General features: G+C 65.3%; 13 protein-coding genes. 4 read left to right on the plus strand and 9 right to left on the minus strand.

Annotated features, from left to right (window positions below; translation table 11 throughout):
• Nucleotides 1-34: 34 nt before the first annotated feature.
• Nucleotides 35-751 carry a copper homeostasis protein CutC gene (locus HDG33_RS11785; RefSeq protein WP_184026264.1) on the plus strand — a complete coding sequence of 239 codons (717 nt, stop codon included), beginning with the start codon at nucleotides 35-37 and terminating at the stop codon, nucleotides 749-751.
• Nucleotides 752-768: 17 nt separating this feature from the next.
• Here the strand turns inward: HDG33_RS11785 and HDG33_RS11790 are convergent, their stop codons facing one another.
• From HDG33_RS11790 to HDG33_RS11825, 8 genes are all read right to left on the minus strand, one after another.
• Nucleotides 769-4,356 carry an indolepyruvate ferredoxin oxidoreductase family protein gene (locus tag HDG33_RS11790; RefSeq protein WP_184026267.1) on the minus strand — a complete coding sequence of 1,196 codons (3,588 nt, stop codon included), beginning with the start codon at nucleotides 4,354-4,356 and terminating at the stop codon, nucleotides 769-771.
• Between the two features lie 250 nt (nucleotides 4,357-4,606).
• Nucleotides 4,607-5,590 carry an ion channel gene (locus tag HDG33_RS11795; protein WP_184026270.1) on the minus strand — a complete coding sequence of 328 codons (984 nt, stop codon included), beginning with the start codon at nucleotides 5,588-5,590 and terminating at the stop codon, nucleotides 4,607-4,609.
• 235 nt (nucleotides 5,591-5,825) lie between these two features.
• A complete protein-coding gene (locus tag HDG33_RS11800) occupies nucleotides 5,826-6,071 on the minus strand; it encodes a hypothetical protein (protein WP_090802738.1) in 246 nt (81 codons plus the stop codon).
• Between the two features lie 77 nt (nucleotides 6,072-6,148).
• Nucleotides 6,149-6,379 carry a hypothetical protein gene (locus tag HDG33_RS11805; protein ID WP_018419210.1) on the minus strand — a complete coding sequence of 77 codons (231 nt, stop codon included), beginning with the start codon at nucleotides 6,377-6,379 and terminating at the stop codon, nucleotides 6,149-6,151.
• Nucleotides 6,380-6,532: 153 nt separating this feature from the next.
• Nucleotides 6,533-7,441, minus strand: coding sequence for a carbohydrate kinase (locus HDG33_RS11810; RefSeq protein WP_184026272.1), 909 nt, complete (start codon nucleotides 7,439-7,441; stop codon nucleotides 6,533-6,535).
• Nucleotides 7,438-8,739 (minus strand): AGE family epimerase/isomerase, encoded by a 1,302-nt coding sequence (locus tag HDG33_RS11815; protein ID WP_184026275.1) that lies wholly within the window; start codon nucleotides 8,737-8,739, stop codon nucleotides 7,438-7,440. Before HDG33_RS11815 ends, HDG33_RS11810 begins: the two co-directional genes overlap by 4 nt.
• Nucleotides 8,736-9,722, minus strand: a complete 987-nt coding sequence (locus tag HDG33_RS11820) for a LacI family DNA-binding transcriptional regulator (protein WP_184026278.1) — start codon at nucleotides 9,720-9,722, stop codon at nucleotides 8,736-8,738. The genes HDG33_RS11815 and HDG33_RS11820 overlap by 4 nt, the downstream gene beginning before the upstream one ends.
• Before the next feature lie 370 nt (nucleotides 9,723-10,092).
• Nucleotides 10,093-11,118 (minus strand): bile acid:sodium symporter family protein, encoded by a 1,026-nt coding sequence (locus HDG33_RS11825; RefSeq protein ID WP_184026281.1) that lies wholly within the window; start codon nucleotides 11,116-11,118, stop codon nucleotides 10,093-10,095.
• 555 nt (nucleotides 11,119-11,673) lie between these two features.
• Between HDG33_RS11825 and HDG33_RS11830 the strand changes: the two genes are divergently transcribed.
• On the plus strand, nucleotides 11,674-12,210 hold the full coding sequence (locus tag HDG33_RS11830) for a hypothetical protein (protein ID WP_311548291.1): 537 nt from the start codon (nucleotides 11,674-11,676) through the stop codon (nucleotides 12,208-12,210).
• On the opposite strand, the gene HDG33_RS11835 is transcribed toward HDG33_RS11830, so the two are convergent.
• Nucleotides 12,207-12,590: a hypothetical protein gene (locus tag HDG33_RS11835; protein ID WP_184026284.1), complete on the minus strand. Its 384-nt coding sequence runs from the start codon at nucleotides 12,588-12,590 to the stop codon at nucleotides 12,207-12,209. The genes HDG33_RS11830 and HDG33_RS11835 overlap by 4 nt on opposite strands.
• 124 nt (nucleotides 12,591-12,714) lie before the next feature.
• Here HDG33_RS11835 and HDG33_RS11840 point away from each other — a divergent pair, with 124 nt between their 5' ends.
• Nucleotides 12,715-13,800: a porin gene (locus tag HDG33_RS11840; protein ID WP_184026288.1), complete on the plus strand. Its 1,086-nt coding sequence runs from the start codon at nucleotides 12,715-12,717 to the stop codon at nucleotides 13,798-13,800.
• A gap of 151 nt (nucleotides 13,801-13,951) precedes the next feature.
• On the plus strand, nucleotides 13,952-14,884 hold the full coding sequence (locus HDG33_RS11845; protein ID WP_184026292.1) for a LysR family transcriptional regulator: 933 nt from the start codon (nucleotides 13,952-13,954) through the stop codon (nucleotides 14,882-14,884).
• The last annotated feature ends 32 nt before the right edge of the window (nucleotides 14,885-14,916 follow it).

Raw genomic sequence — 14,916 nt, forward strand, 5'->3', positions numbered from 1 at the left:
ATGATGTCGTTTTCAACGACACCAGGTTGCGCTCATGTCCGTGCTGCTCGAAGTGATTGCCACGACCGTCGCCGATGCGCGCGCTGCCGCGCAGGCCGGTGCCGACCGTCTCGAACTCGTGACCGCGATGGGCGAGGGCGGACTGACGCCGAGTGTGGGGTTGATCGAGGCGGTGGTTTCAGCGGTCGGCGTCCGGGCAGCCGGCGTACCCGTGAACGTGATCGTGCGGCCGCATAGCCGCGCGTTCGTCTACGACGCCGACGACTACGCGGTGATGCTGCGCGACATCCGGGCCGTCAAGGCGGCCGGCGCGAACGGCATCGTGATCGGCATGCTCGATGCCGAGCGGGCGATCGACCGCGAAGGTCTCGCGCGCGCGTGCGAAGCTGCCGATGGACTCGCGATCACGTTCCATCGCGCGTTCGACGAGGCGCGCGATCTGCGCGAAGCGCTCGACGTATTGCTCGGTTTCGAGGCGGTGACGAATGTGCTGACGTCGGGCGGACAGCCGTCGGTGCTGCGGGCGCAAGCGACGATCGGCGAACTGCTGCGGCAGGCTGCCGGTTCGCATTGCACGGTGCTCGCCGGTGCCGGCTTGACGGTCGATGCGGTCGCGGAGTTCGTGAGCAAAACGCACGTCGAGGCCGTGCATTTCGGCTCCGGCGTGCGTGTGAACGGCAACGGACTCGCACCAGTCGATCCGGCGAAGGTGATGCAGGTGAGGGCGCTGCTCGACGCAATGCAACGGTGAGCAGCGCAACGAACCACTTACTTCGCAACCACCACCGGAATGCCGCGCAACTGTCCGGCGCCCTTCATCTCCTCGAGCGACTTCTTCACCGCGACACCCGTAGCCGCATCGATGCCAAGGCGCGCGGCGAGGTCATGCTCACCACGCTTGACCCCCGCCAGATTCGCCAGCTTCACGTGCCCATACCCGCGCACGCGCGCATGCAGTTCAGCGAGTTTCGCGACGTCGTCGAGATGGCTCGCGTCGAGTTTCGCTAGCGCACGTTGCAGCGTGGCTTCGTAATCGCTCGCGAGCTCGCGCTCCATCTTGCGCTCGAGCGTGCGGCCGAACGGATCGAGCGCAGAGCCACGCAGACCGCGCCATTTCGCGAGCAGGCCGAGCACGGGCCAGATCCACTGACCATAGGTTTTCTTCGTCGGCACGGCGCCGGGCTGCGCACGCGTGAGCGTCGGCGGCGCGAGGTTGAAGCGGATCGTGAAGTCCTTGCCGGCGACGCCCTCGAACTGCGCTTCGAGCGCATCGCGGAACGCGTCATCCGTATGCAGACGCGCAACTTCGTATTCGTCCTTCACCGCCAGCAGCCGGTAGAACGTGGTCGCGACCGCGCGCGTCACGCGCTCGCTCGCCGCATCGACGGCGGCTTCCGCGCGCCGCGCCGCATCGACGAGCGAGCGATACCGCTTCACATAAGCCGCGCCGCCATACGCGAGCAGCCGTGCTTCGCGATGGGCGATCAGCTCGTCGAGCGTATCGACCCGCACGCTCGGCTTCGGTGCATGACGCGACTGCCACAGCGATTCGAGCGCGGCGGGATCAGCCGCGGCCATGCGCCCGATCGAGAACGCGAGCTGGTTCATCTGCACGGCGACGTTGTTCAGTTCGATCGCGCGCATCATCGCGGCGAACGACACCGGCACGAGACCGAGCTGCCACGCGAAACCGAGCATCAGAATGTTCGCGCCGATCGTATCGCCGAGAAAACGCATTGCGAGCGCTTGCGCGTCGCACGTCGACATACGCTCTTCCCCGGCCGCGTGACGCATCTTGTCGATCAGCGCGTCGGCATGCAGCGTCGCATCCGGGTTCTGCACGAAGCTCGCGTTCGGAATCGCATGCGTGTTGACGACGATGCGCGTGCGGCCATGTCGCACCGTCTGCAGTGCATCGGCACTCGCGCCGACCACCATGTCACAGGCGAGCAGCACGTCGGCCTGCTGCGTGTCGATGCGGACCTGGTTCAGCCATTCGTCGCGGGCGGCAAAGCGCACGAACGACAGCACCGCGCCGCCCTTCTGCGCGAAGCCCATGAAGTCGAGCACCGATGCGCTCTTGCCTTCGAGGTGCGCGGCCATGCTGATCAAGGCGCCGACCGTCACGACGCCGGTACCGCCGACACCCGTGATGAGGATGTCGTACGGCGCGGCATCGAGTTGCGTCGCGGGAATCGGCAACGCGTTGACGTGCGTGGCGAGCGCCTGCGGATCGAACGCGTCGCCCGCGGCTTTTTTCAGCGTACCGCCTTCGATGGTGACGAAGCTCGGGCAAAAGCCGTTCACGCACGAGTAGTCCTTGTTGCACGACGACTGATCGATGCGGCGCTTGCGACCGAGCGCGGTTTCCACCGGTTCCACCGACAAACAGTTCGACTGCACGCCACAATCGCCGCAGCCTTCGCAGACTTCCTCGTTGATGAAGAGCCGTTTGTTCGGGTCGGGGAATTCGCCCTTCTTGCGGCGCCGGCGTTTTTCGGCCGCGCAGGTCTGGTCGTAGATCAGCACGGTCACGCCGTCGGTGTCGCGCAACTCGCGCTGCACCGCGTCCATCTCGCTGCGATGGTGAAACGTCGTGCCCTGCGGAAACTGGCCGTGATGGCCGTCGTATTTCTCCGGCTCGTCGCTGACCACGACGAAGCGCGACACGCCCTCGGCTTCGACCTGCCGCGCGATCTGCGGCACCGAGATGCTGCCGTCGACTGGCTGGCCGCCCGTCATCGCGACCGCGTCGTTGTAGAGGATCTTGTAGGTGATCGTCGCGTTCGCGGCGACCGCCTGGCGGATCGCGAGAATGCCGGAGTGAAAGTAGGTGCCGTCGCCGAGATTCTGGAATACGTGGCGGGTTTTCGTGAACATCGAATGCGCGGCCCAGTCGACGCCTTCGCCGCCCATCTGAATCAGCCCGGTCGTGTCGCGCTCCATCCACGACGCCATGAAATGACAGCCGATGCCCGCCTGCGCGATCGAGCCGTCCGGCACTTTCGTCGACGTGTTGTGCGGGCAGCCGGAGCAGAAGTACGGCGTGCGCTTCACGCTGTCCGCCGCGTTCGACAGGATCTGCGGCGCGACCAGATCGACGACGCGTTCACGGCGATCGAGCGCCGGCTTGTGCTTCGCGAGCCAGTTCGCGAACACCGGGAGAATGCGCGACGGCCGCAATTCGCCGAGCGACGACAGCAGCAACGTGCCATCTTCGGCGTGCTTGCCGATCACGACCGGCCGTGTGCCTTGTGTGCGGTTGTACAGATAGTCCTTGATCTGTTGCTCGATGACCGGGCCTTTCTCTTCGATCACGAGCACTTCGGACAGACCCGACACGAACGCGTCGATGCGCGTCATCTCCAGCGGAAACGACAGCCCGACCTTGTAGATGCGCACGCCGGCCGCGTCGAGATCGGCGACCGTCAGATCGAGCCGGCGCAGCGCTTCCATCAGATCGAGATGCGCCTTGCCGCAGGTGACGATGCCGACATTGGCGTGCGGGCTCGGCGCGATCCATTTGTCGATGCTGTTCATGCGCGCAAACTGGCGCACCGCGTCGAGCTTCGCGTGCAGACGCGCTTCGATCGTCAGGCTCGGCAGATCGGGCCAGCGGTTGTGCAGACCGCCGGCTGGTGCTTCGAATTCCGGTGGCGGTGTCCATTCGGTTTGCAGCGCGTCGAGATCGACGGTCGAGCCCGATTCGACGGTCTCCGAAATGGCCTTGTAGCCGACCCACGCGCCGGAGAAGCGCGATAACGCCCAGCCATACAGGCCGAATTCGAGCATGTCCGCGATGTTCGACGGATTCACGACCGGCATGTGCCAGCCGATCAACGCGAAGTCGCTCTGATGCGGCATCGACGACGACACGCAGCCGTGATCGTCGCCCGCGACCACCAGCACGCCGCCGTGCGGCGACGAGCCGTACGCGTTGCCGTGCTTCAAGGCATCGCCCGCGCGGTCGACGCCCGGGCCTTTGCCGTACCACATCGCGAATACGCCCTCGACGGTGCGCTCGGGATCGGCTTCGACGCGCTGCGTGCCGAGCACGGCAGTGCCGCCGAGTTCTTCGTTGATCGCGGGCAGAAAGCGGATGTCGCTCGCGGCGAGCAGTTTTTTCGCCTTCCACAACTGCTGATCGACCATGCCGAGCGGCGAGCCGCGATAGCCGCTGATGAAACCGGCCGTGTTCAGGTTGCGGGTCTTGTCGAGCGCGCGCTGCATCAGCGCGAGGCGCACGAGCGCCTGAGTGCCGGTCAGAAAGATCCGGCCGCGCGTCGCGGTGAGATTGTCGGAAAGCTTGTAGTCGGCGAGAGCGGGCGTGCCGTCGATGGGCAGGCGAGCGGTCATGGGGGAGTCTCCAATGTTCTGGCTTCGCGCGCGGGCGGTGGGGTCACGGATGCCGCGCAGCGAAAGAGACTCTATTTTTTAGCGCTCGTGAGAGTGAATTATTTCTTCTTTAATCGGGCGTGCGCGAATGGGCGCGACGAGTCGCGCGTTTCCGCCCGCTTTTGAGCCGGATTTGCCACGCGGCGGCGCGCTTCGGGTATGCCCTGGGGTGTCGTGAGGCGGCGAATGGGACGATGGCTATTGCCTATTGCTATTGCGCCGTGTTCGCCGCGATGTCCGGTTGGAGCGGTGCCGCATCGAGCGGCACGATTTCGTCGAAGTGCGCGTAGTCGATGTGGCTCACGCCGTCGCGCTCACTCATGATGTCGACGAACCGGTACTGCCAGACGATCTGGTCGCAAGTCCACATGTGGCGCGCCTGCATGGTTTGCGACGTCGATTCGTCGATGCCTTCGAGCGTGAGCAGCAGCGAAACGTCGCGGCCTTTCAACGATTCGGCGTTTTCGCCGAACAGCGGACTCGCTTCGTCGATGATGTGCATCAGCGTCCAGCCGAGCTTGAAGACCGGGTGTTGGTCGCGCACCAGCGCGAGGTCGTAGAGCTTGCGCAGCGTAAAGCCTTCGATCGAGGTCTCCAGGCGCATGATGCGCAGCCGCGCGCGTGCCTCGGCGATCACGTTCTGACGCGCGTTGGCCGAACGCACCATCAACGTCATGCGGCCGTCGATCGGCCGGATCACCGCGTAGCGCGCGAACATGATCTTCGCGTGCGGCCGCGAAAAGCGCGCGAAGATCAGCCCGGTCGCCAACGCGATGCTCGACATGCCAATGAAGATTTCGAGCGTCGCGATCCAGTGCGCGTAGACGGTTTGCGGATGCATGTCGCCGTAGCCGACCGTCGCGAGGGTTTCGACGCTAAAGAAGAACGCGCCGGCGAAGCCCTTCGGAAACTGATTCGCGATCGGGGCGTCGCCGAGCATGTAGAGCATGGCGAACACGGTGTTGAGCAGCAGGAACAGCAGCGCGAGCGACACGAAGAACCCCGGCCAGCGCACGCCGAGCGCGCGGTGATACAGGTCTTGCCACAGCGGCGTCGGCATGCCGTGCGCGATCACCACGCGATCGTCGAGACGCATTTCGCGACTGCCGCGCGCGCGGCGCCTCGGCGCGCTCGCGTCGGTGTCGGTGTCGGTGTCGCCGAGCGTGGAAAAACGGTCTGACGGTTCGCTTGCCATCACGCGCTCGTGGGGATGAAGACGTGCACAGCGTAGCATGGCGCGTTGTGCGCGCTGCGCGAGTTTCCGCGCGGTGCGAAGGCGGCGCGGCGCGATGTATCGCCAGGGTGCGAGGTTGCGCGATGCCGTCGTTGAAATGCTTCCGGGCGCGTCCCGGAATTCAGGCTGGGTCAGGTCGCATCACGCGCGGCGAGCGGGTCGGGCGCAGCCGCGCACCACACGCACCCAACCGCCGTCACGGAAACACGCGCGGCTTTGGAATTCCCGCGCCATGCTCGATATCATCGACTGCCTGCCGATGCGCACTTTCCACCGCTTCGGCCTGCTCGGCATAACCCGCATCGCCGCCGACCGTGGTCCACGCCTTGACGGCCTTCTCGCGATGACGGATTTCGTATTCCGCGTCCCAGCGCGCGCCACTGAGTTCGAGCGGACGAACGTGAATCGAATACACGCCGTATTGGAACAGCTGTTCAGCCATGATCGCCTCCAGCCGGCCGATCCGGCAGCGGCGCGCCGATGCGCGAGGACGCGCGACGCGCTGCCCCCTGGTTCGGCCTACAGTTCGATTTCCCCGAGGATACGATGTGCGAGCGCTTTGGCTTCTTCGAGCGCTTCTCCCGGCGTCGACGACGTCGAGTCGACTTCATAGAGCGTGGTTTCCTGATCGGCGCTCGGTTCGCCTTCGTCGCGCGCGAGGGTGACGACACCTTGCCAGGCGTCATGTGCGACTTCTCTTATCGACGCGGTGGCCGTGTAGAGCCCTTTGGTGTAGGTGACGTCCTCCATGGCCTCGCTCCTTTTCGCAAAGGTTTCGATGTTTTCATCCTAGCACGGCGTGGCGGGATCGGTTCCCGCCCGGGGCAGCTTCGCGCCGCGCGACGTGCTAGACATCCGTTACGCTACGCGCGCCCCAGGGCAGCAGAATTACAGCGCCGCGTTTTATAGCAGCGCGACCACCTCGTCGAGCGTTGGTGCATGCGCACCGGCGTGGCCGCAAGCCGCCGCGCCGGCCGCGAGCGCGAACGCGAGATGCTCGGGCCACCCGCGTTGCGGCGTGCTCATCAGGCTGAACAGCAGACCGCCGATCGACGCATCGCCCGCGCCGACCGTATCGACCACTTCGACGCGCGGCGGCTTCGCCTCGATCACCGCGGCGCCGTCGAGCAGCATCGCCGCTTCGGGGCCGCGCGTGACGAGCACGGTGGCGGCGGGATTCATCGCGCGCAATTGCGCGAGCGCGGCGGCTTCGTCGCTGGTCTTGAAGATCATGCGCAGGTCTTCGTCCGATACCTTGATCAGATCCGCGAGCGCGGCCATCTTGCGCAGCGTCGGCTCGTAGCCGTGCTCCATCAGATTGCGATAGTTCGGATCGAAGCTGATCTTCACGCCGTGCGAACGCAACTCGGCGGCGAGCTTCGCCAGTGTGTCGCCAAGCGGCTGACGCACGAGGCTGATGCAGCCGAAGTGCGCCCACTTCACCGCGTTCATCCAACCGGCGGGCAGCTTCGCCGGCTCGAACGCGAGGTCGGCGCCGTTCTCGCCCATGAAGAAGTACGCGGGCGGATGCGTCTGATGCACGATCGCTAGCAACGGCGGACGCTCGACGCGCTGCAGGAAGCGCACGTCGAGGCCGGCCGCGACGCTCGCGTCCCACAGCTCGTCGGAAAAGTTATCGACGCCGAGCGAGCCCGCGCACGCGGTCGGCAGGCCGAGCCGCGCGACGCAGCGCGCGGCGTTCCAGCCCGCGCCGCCCGGACGCGACAGCCAGTGCGATGCGCCGGTGCGCACGAGATCGGTCAGGATGTCGCCGGCGGATACGAAAACGGGGAGGTTGGTCGTCGCGCTCATTGTGCTTTCTCCGCGGAAGCCGCTGCGGCGGGAGCGGCTGATTCAGCCGCAGCGTTTTCGCCGAGCGCATGGGCGAGCACTTCGTAGCACGCGCCCATCGTGTGATAGTCGGTCTTGCCGGCCGGGCTCTTTTCGTCGCTGTACTTGCGGTTGTCGCAGGTGAGGATGCGATACCACGCGCCGTACTTGTGGTCCACGAAGTGCGTCCAGCTATAGCGCCAGATCTCGTCGTACCAGTCCCAGAAGCGCTCGTTGCCGGTGCGCTTGCCGAGCAGCGCGGCGGTCGCGAACGTTTCGGCCTGCACCCAGAAGTACTTGTCGTGATCGCACACGGTTCCATCGGGGCCGAAGCCGTAGTAGAGGCCGCCGTGATCTTCGTCCCACGCGTACGTCATCGCGGCGTCGAACAGTTCGATCGCGCGCGGCAGCAGCCACGGCAGCGGACGGAAGCGTTCGAGAATCAGCAGCAGCTTCGCCCATTCGGTCTGATGACCGGGCTGGAAGCCCCACGGACGGAAGATGTTCGAGCTGTCCTCTTCGTTGTAGTGCCAGTCGACCGACCAGTCCGCGTGAAAGTGCTCCCACACGAGCCCTTGCGACAGCTTCGCCTGGCGCAGCGTGATATTCGACGCCACGCGCTCGGCGCGATCGAGATACACCAGATGACCGGTCGCTTCGTGCGCGGCGAGCAGCGCCTCGGTGGTATGCATGTTCGCGTTCTGCCCGCGATACGTGCTGACACGCCAGTCGGCCGACGCGTCGTCGGCATAGAGGCCGGCGGCGGCGTCCCAGAAGCGGTGCTCCATCAGCTCGAAGGTCGCGCCGATCATCGGCTTCGCTTCCTCGATGCCGGCCATCGCCGCGTGCGAGTACGCGAGCAGCACGAACGCGAGGCCGTAGCAGTGGCGCGTCGCGTCGAGCGTGCGCTGTTTGCCGTCGCGCCATTCGATTTCCCAGTCGTAGCCCTCGTGCTGCGAGTCCCAGTGCGCGTCGCGCAGAAAGCGCAGGCCGTGGCGCGTGTATTCGAGGTGCTTCGGGTCGCCGAACTGCCGGTACGCCATCGCGTAGTTGAACACGTAGCGGCAACTGCTGACCAGGTGGCGCGTGGTGCGGTTGTAGATCGAACCGTCGTCGCGCAAGAAGTGGTAGAAGCCGCCGCTCGGGTCGAGCACGTTCGGCGCGTAGAAGCGCAGCGTGTCTTCGATGTGCGTGAGCAGAAACTCGCGCTTGCGGAAGCTGGCGACCGGCGGCGCCTTCGCCGCGTCGGTGGAAAGTTGAAGCGGATCGGTTAGCGTCATGACGTTTTCACCAAAGTACTGGCACGGGCAACGAGTTGAACGGGCAAGCGGACTTCGAGTTCGGCGGGCGAGTCTTCCAGCAGCAGTTCGACGCCGCGTCGGCCGAGCGCTTCCTTGTCGACCGCGATCGTCGATAGCGGCGGGGTAGCGTGGGCGGCGGCGGGGATGTCGTCGAAACCGATGATCGCGATGTCGTCGGGCACGCTGAGCCCGCGCGCGAGACACACGCGCAGCGCGGCAAGCGCGGCGGCGTCGTTGAACGCGAATACGGCGTCGGGGTGCGGGCCCGGCGCGTCGAGCAGGCGCTGCATCGCGCGCGCGGCGCCGGTGTCGGGATCGAGCCCGGCGTCGATGTTCACTTCGAGCGACGGATCGAACAGCAGCCCCGCTTCGAAGAATGCGCGCCGGTAGCCGAGCGCGCGCTCGGCGATGCTGAAGTGCGCGAGCGAGCCGCCGATGAACGCGACGCGCTTGCGCTGCTGCGCGAACAGATGGCGCATTGCGAGCGTCGCGCCGCCGGCGTTGTCGAGATTGACCGAGCGCAAGCCCGGCGACCATAGATCGATCAGCACCAGCGGGCGTTGCATCGCGACCAGCGTGGCGAGCGTTTCGGGCTCGACGAAGCCGGCGATCGCGACGGCGTCGGGCGCGTGCAGGCGCATCTGGTGAATCACGTCCTCGGTCGGCCCGGCGGTCAGCACCGACGGCACGATGCCGCGCTCGCGGCACGCGTCTTCGACACCGTGCAGCACGTGCGAGAAGAACGGGCTCGCGGCGAAGTTGTTGTGCTGACGATGCAGCAGGAAAGTTAGCCGGCGGATGCGCGGACGCAGCTGCGCCGAGTCGTAGCCGAGCTGGCGCGCCGCTTCGACGACGCGTTCGCGCGTGGCATCGGAAAGGCCCGGCTGATTTTTGAGCGCGCGCGACACGGTGCCGATCGAAACGCTGGCGGCGCGGGCGACGTCGCGGATGGTTGTGGCCATCGAATGAAGCTGCCGCGCGAGGCGAGGCAGCACGGGTTCAGGTCGGGCGATTGTATAGTAAAACGCAGCTAAAGCCGCCCGCAAAACGCCGGCATGACACAGGTAAATACCCGTATTGTATAGAGTTGTCGGAAATTAAGCTGTTTAGTAAAACAGACTAAACAGCAGGCGGGCCGCCGTTTTCGGGACGGTTCGAGAATCGTCCTATGCCATCCGGCCGAGGCGACAGCGAGAGCGTTTGCGCGTGAAATAACGACAAAGGCCAGTGAAGAGCCAAAAGAAAAGCCGCCCGAAGGCGGCTTGCTTCACACGATCAAAACGACGCTCAGGGAGGGCGCTTATGAATGTCCTGTTTGCATTGCGTGTGTTTTCAACGGCGCGCGACGGTGGCGGCGGGTCGCCGCGCCGCGGCATTGCTCTCGCCGCTGAGGTCGCGGGCGCCCCAGCGTTGCGCGAGCGCGGCGCAGACCATCAACTGGATCTGGTGGAACAGCATCAGCGGCAGCACCACGGCGCCGACCGCATGCGACGCGAAGATCACCTTGGCCATCGGCACGCCGGCGGCGAGGCTCTTCTTCGAGCCGCAGAAGATGATCGTGATCTGGTCCGCGCGGCTGAAGCCGAGCCGCTTGCTCGCGAAGATCGTCACGGCCAGCGCGAGCGCGAGCAGCACGGCGCTCACCACGACGAGGCCGCCGAGCGCCGACAGCGGAATCGTGTGCCAGAGGCCTTCGGTGACGGCCTCGCTGAACGCGCCGTAGACGACGAGCAGGATCGAGCCCTGGTCGATGAACTTCAGCACGCCGCGATTCTTCTCGATCCACTTGCCGATCAGCGGGCGCAGCAGTTGGCCGGCAACGAACGGCACGAGCAGTTGCAGCACGATGTTGCCGATCGTATGCCACGGCGACGCACCGCCGCTCGCGGCCTGACTCGTCACGACGACGCTGACGAGTGCTGGAGTGACGAAGATGCCGAGCAGGCTCGAGGCGGACGCGCTGCATACCGCAGCCGGCACGTTGCCCTTGGCAATGGACGTGAACGCGATCGACGACTGGACCGTCGACGGCAGCGTGCAGAGGAAGAGGACGCCGGCGTAGAGCGACGGCGTGACCAGCGGCGAAAGGACCGGTTTAAGCGCGAGGCCGAGCAGCGGAAACAGCGCGAACGTGCTCAGCAGCACCACGAGGTGAAGGCGCCAGTGCGTCGCGCCCGCAATGATCGCTTCGCGTGACAGCTTGGCGCCGTGCAGGAAGAACAGCAGGCCGACCGCGATGTTCGTCACCCAGTTGAACCCCACGGCGGCCTGTCCATGAACGGGCAGGAAGCTGGCGAGGATCACGGTGCCGACGAGGCACAGGGTGAAGTTATCGGGCAGGAATTTCGGGCGGGCCATGTCGCAATCTCGATTCAATGACGCGGTGTAAGCATGGGACGGGTCTGTCAGGCGTGGTCCATGCCAATGGAAAGCGGCTATTGTTGTCGAAAGCCGATTGAAAACGCAAATTCATTTGCCGAATCGATTAATGAAGTTTGCGCATTGACTCTCCAATCAGGCCGAGCCCATTCGTGCGACGCGCCAGGTTTCAGTATTGGCGAGGTGCTTTCTCGCGACAAACCGTTTAACCATTGACGTTGCAAGCAGCGTTTATTTGCAACAAACGGCGCCCGCGCGGGCTAGGCGAAAACGCCGGCCAGCAAGCCGCCGAGGCGCGTCGGCACGAGGGCTCCGGCGCGAAAAAACGCCGCAGTAACAGGGTGTTACATCCACCGACGAGACCTAACACTTTTTGGCTCGACACCCTCTGCCCCCGACCATAAATTACTCGTTCAAAGGCCGCAGGGATGCCCTGCGTCGCGACAGGAACGCGGCGCTTTTCTCCTCCCGCAACAGGTCCATCGCAGCTCGAACGGTGGATTTCAGGCAAGTCTTCGGGCGTGAGAGTCACAGGTGGACGGGTTGTCGAGAACGAGGCACTGGGCGTGGGGCGCGGTCATCGCCGTGCTGTGCTCGTTCGCCTATGCGAAGGAGCCGGGTGGGCCGCATGGCGGCGGTGCCGCCGCGGGCGGCGCTCATTCGCGCGACACTGCCGGGCGCGCGCCGCGCATGGAGATGCGTGGCGACGACCGTTATGCCGGTGCGGGCGGCGCACCTGCTCCGCGCGGCTCGCGCAGTGCGATGGCTTCTCGTGACGCACGCGCGCAGCGCGGCAACCCGAATATCGCGGACGCCAATTTCGGTTATGGCTTCGGCAGCTACAAGTCCGGCATGCGCCGTGTCGGCAATCCGTCCGGCTATGCGGGCGCGATCACGCCGGTCAGCGCGGAGTCGCGTCCGGTGCCGCATCCCCCGTCCAACATGCCGATGCGCAACGGCTCGATCCGCGCCGACGTTGCCCGCTACAACGAAGAGCGTGGCGCAGCGCGCCCGCTGCAACGCCCAGCCGACGATCCGCGTCAGCCGGGCGGTTCACCGTACCGGAATTAGCTGAGCGCGATTTCGCAAACCACCGCACCGCCCCCACCGCAGTCCCGAAACCCGTCTTCCAGATCCTTCCCGCGATCCCTCGCGCGGCTTCGCGCGCCTTCCTCTGCGCTGTAGCCCCGAATCTGACGTTTCGACGCCACACTTTTTTGAAAACACCTGGCATCGAAGTACCGGTCAGCGTCAAATCCTGGCATTCTGCCGCGTCGCGTCATCGGCCCGTCATTTAAGGCGTTCACGCACGCCGTGGCGCGCCGTTCGCCGCATGCCGCATTGCGTCCAGGAGTCGGCGCCAGTCCGCTCTGAAGCGTCGTATCAAGCCGATAACCGACCAAACTAATCAGACCGATATACCCGCAATAAGCAGCGATATTTTTGTTCATAAAAATGGTCCGCAAAGATGGGACCCGCCCAGATTGACTCGACGATCGAACGGATAACAACAACGTTTCGCGCGAGCGCCCCCTTTCGCACAGCCACACCCTTTTGACAAAGATTGGAGAACCAATGAACACAAGCCTCAGCAGCGCGCTGAAGACTACTCTCAAGGCCACCGCATGCGTCGCCGCGCTGGCGAGCGCGTCGTCGGCGTTCGCGCAATCGAGCGTGCAGCTCTACGGCCAGGTCGACGAATGGGTCGGCTCGCAGAAGTTTCCGGGCGGCAAGACCGCGGTGGTCGTGTCGGGCGGTGGCATGTCGACGTCGTACTGGGGCTTCAAGGGGACCGAGGATCTGGGCAACGGCTACAAGGCGATCTTCACTATCGAAGGCTTCTTCCGCGCGCAAACCGGCGAGTACGGCCGCTTCACCGGCGACACGACGTTCTCGCGCAATGCGTACGTCGGCATCGAATCACCGTACGGCACGGTGACCGCCGGCCGCCTGACGACGCCGCTGTTCGTGTCGACGATCCTGTTCAACCCGTTCGTCGATTCGTACTGGTTCTCGCCGATGGTCTATCACGTGTACCTCGGCCTCGGCACCTTCCCGACCTACACGACCGACCAGGGCGTGACCGGCGACTCGGGCTGGAACAATGCGGTGTCGTATGCGTCGCCGAACTTCAACGGCCTTTCAGCGACGGCGATGTACGCGCTCGGCAACACGACCCAGAACGGCGCGAAGAAGTGGAGCGGCCAGGTGCTGTACTTCCACGGCCCGTTCGCGGCGACCGCGGTGTACCAGTACGTGAACTTCAACAACGTGCCGGGCGACCTCGGCAGCTTCGAAACGTCGGGCGTGCCGGGTCTGCGCAGCCAGAGCGTCGCGCAGGCGGGCGTGTCGTACGACCTGAAGTTCGTCAAGCTGTACGGCCAGTACATGTACACGTACAACAACCAGCAGGTCACGAGCTGGCACGTCAACACGGGACAGGGCGGCGTCACGGTGCCGTTCGGGCCCGGCACGGTGATGGCGTCGTATGCGTACTCGCGTAACGGCGGCGGTTCGAACCAGACGCGCCAGACGGCGGCGGTCGGCTACGACTATCCGCTATCCAAGCGCACCGATGTCTATGCCGCGTACCTGTATGACCACATCACCGGTCAGTCGAGCGGCAATACATATGGCGCGGGGATGCGCGCGAAGTTCTGAGCTCGGCCCACGGTGTCACCGCAAAGCCCGCGTTCCGCCCGGAACGCGGGCTTTGTCGTTTTCGGGTGCCGTCGAATACGAGCGTTTGCTGCCGTCCTTTTGATAAACCCGGCAAAATGACGTCGATTGATTCCTGAAGCGAGCGACTCAGATGGACACCCTCGTCAGCATGAAAGTATTTCGCCACGTGGTCGAAGCCGGCAGTTTCGTCGGCGCGGCGGAGAAGATGGAGATGTCGGCGGCGATGGCGAGCAAGCACGTGATGCATCTGGAGCAGCAGCTCGGCGCGCGGCTCCTGAACCGCACCACGCGCCGCGTCGCGCCGACCGAGGCAGGCCGCGAGTACTACGAGCGGCTGAGTCAGGCGCTCACCGAGCTCGACGAAGCCGGCCAGGCGGTCGGCGCGGCAAGCGTCGTGCCGCACGGGCGGCTGCGGGTGTCGTCGCTGTCGGCGTTCGGCCTGAATCACGTGATGGCCGCGGTCGCGGACTACGCCGCGCAGTATCCGCAGGTCACCGTCGATATGACGCTGTCCGACCGCGTCGTCGAGCTGATCGACGAGGGTTTCGACGTCGCGATCCGCGCGTCGCCGGGCGGGCTCAAGTCGTCGTCGCTGATCGCGCGGCAGATCGCGACCGCGCATCTGGTGCTGTGCGCATCGCCCGCCTATCTGCGCAAGCATGGCACGCCGAAGAGCGTCGCCGATCTCGCGCGCCACAACTATCTGCAGTACGCGGGCGTATCGGCGCTCGAAGTCGCGACCGGCGACGCGGGCTCGCGAGTGCGACTGTCGGGCAACCTGATCGTCAATCAGCTCGAGGCCCAGCGCGTGGTCGTGCTGCATGGCGCGGGCATCGCGATGCTGGGCACCGAGGTGATCGGCAGCGATCTCGCCGAAGGGCGGCTCGTGCCGCTGCTCGTCGACCAGGTGCCGCCGCGGGAGCTGCCGATCCACGTCGTCTACACGAGCCGACGGCATCTATCGGCCAAGGTGCGCTCATTCGTCGATTTTCTGGCGGCGCGGTTCGCAAACGAATCGCTGTGGCCGTCGCTCGACGAAATCAAGGCGTTGGCGGTGCGATAGCGTTTCGCGAAGCACCGAGCATACGTCGCCAA

This window comes from Paraburkholderia sp. Cpub6 (assembly GCF_014201065.1).
Lineage (GTDB): Bacteria > Pseudomonadota > Gammaproteobacteria > Burkholderiales > Burkholderiaceae > Paraburkholderia > Paraburkholderia tuberum.

Bases quoted from the DNA above. Each gene is read 5' to 3' on its own strand.
- HDG33_RS11785 (WP_184026264.1), top strand. From the start codon at position 35: ATGTCCGTGCTGCTCGAAGTGATTGCCACGACCGTCGCCGATGCGCGC.
- HDG33_RS11790 (WP_184026267.1), bottom strand. From the start codon at position 4,356: ATGACCGCTCGCCTGCCCATCGACGGCACGCCCGCTCTCGCCGACTAC.
- HDG33_RS11795 (WP_184026270.1), bottom strand. From the start codon at position 5,590: ATGGCAAGCGAACCGTCAGACCGTTTTTCCACGCTCGGCGACACCGAC.
- HDG33_RS11800 (WP_090802738.1), bottom strand. From the start codon at position 6,071: ATGGCTGAACAGCTGTTCCAATACGGCGTGTATTCGATTCACGTTCGT.
- HDG33_RS11805 (WP_018419210.1), bottom strand. From the start codon at position 6,379: ATGGAGGACGTCACCTACACCAAAGGGCTCTACACGGCCACCGCGTCG.
- HDG33_RS11810 (WP_184026272.1), bottom strand. From the start codon at position 7,441: ATGAGCGCGACGACCAACCTCCCCGTTTTCGTATCCGCCGGCGACATC.
- HDG33_RS11815 (WP_184026275.1), bottom strand. From the start codon at position 8,739: ATGACGCTAACCGATCCGCTTCAACTTTCCACCGACGCGGCGAAGGCG.
- HDG33_RS11820 (WP_184026278.1), bottom strand. From the start codon at position 9,722: ATGGCCACAACCATCCGCGACGTCGCCCGCGCCGCCAGCGTTTCGATC.
- HDG33_RS11825 (WP_184026281.1), bottom strand. From the start codon at position 11,118: ATGGCCCGCCCGAAATTCCTGCCCGATAACTTCACCCTGTGCCTCGTC.
- HDG33_RS11835 (WP_184026284.1), bottom strand. From the start codon at position 12,590: ATGAACAAAAATATCGCTGCTTATTGCGGGTATATCGGTCTGATTAGT.
- HDG33_RS11840 (WP_184026288.1), top strand. From the start codon at position 12,715: ATGAACACAAGCCTCAGCAGCGCGCTGAAGACTACTCTCAAGGCCACC.
- HDG33_RS11845 (WP_184026292.1), top strand. From the start codon at position 13,952: ATGGACACCCTCGTCAGCATGAAAGTATTTCGCCACGTGGTCGAAGCC.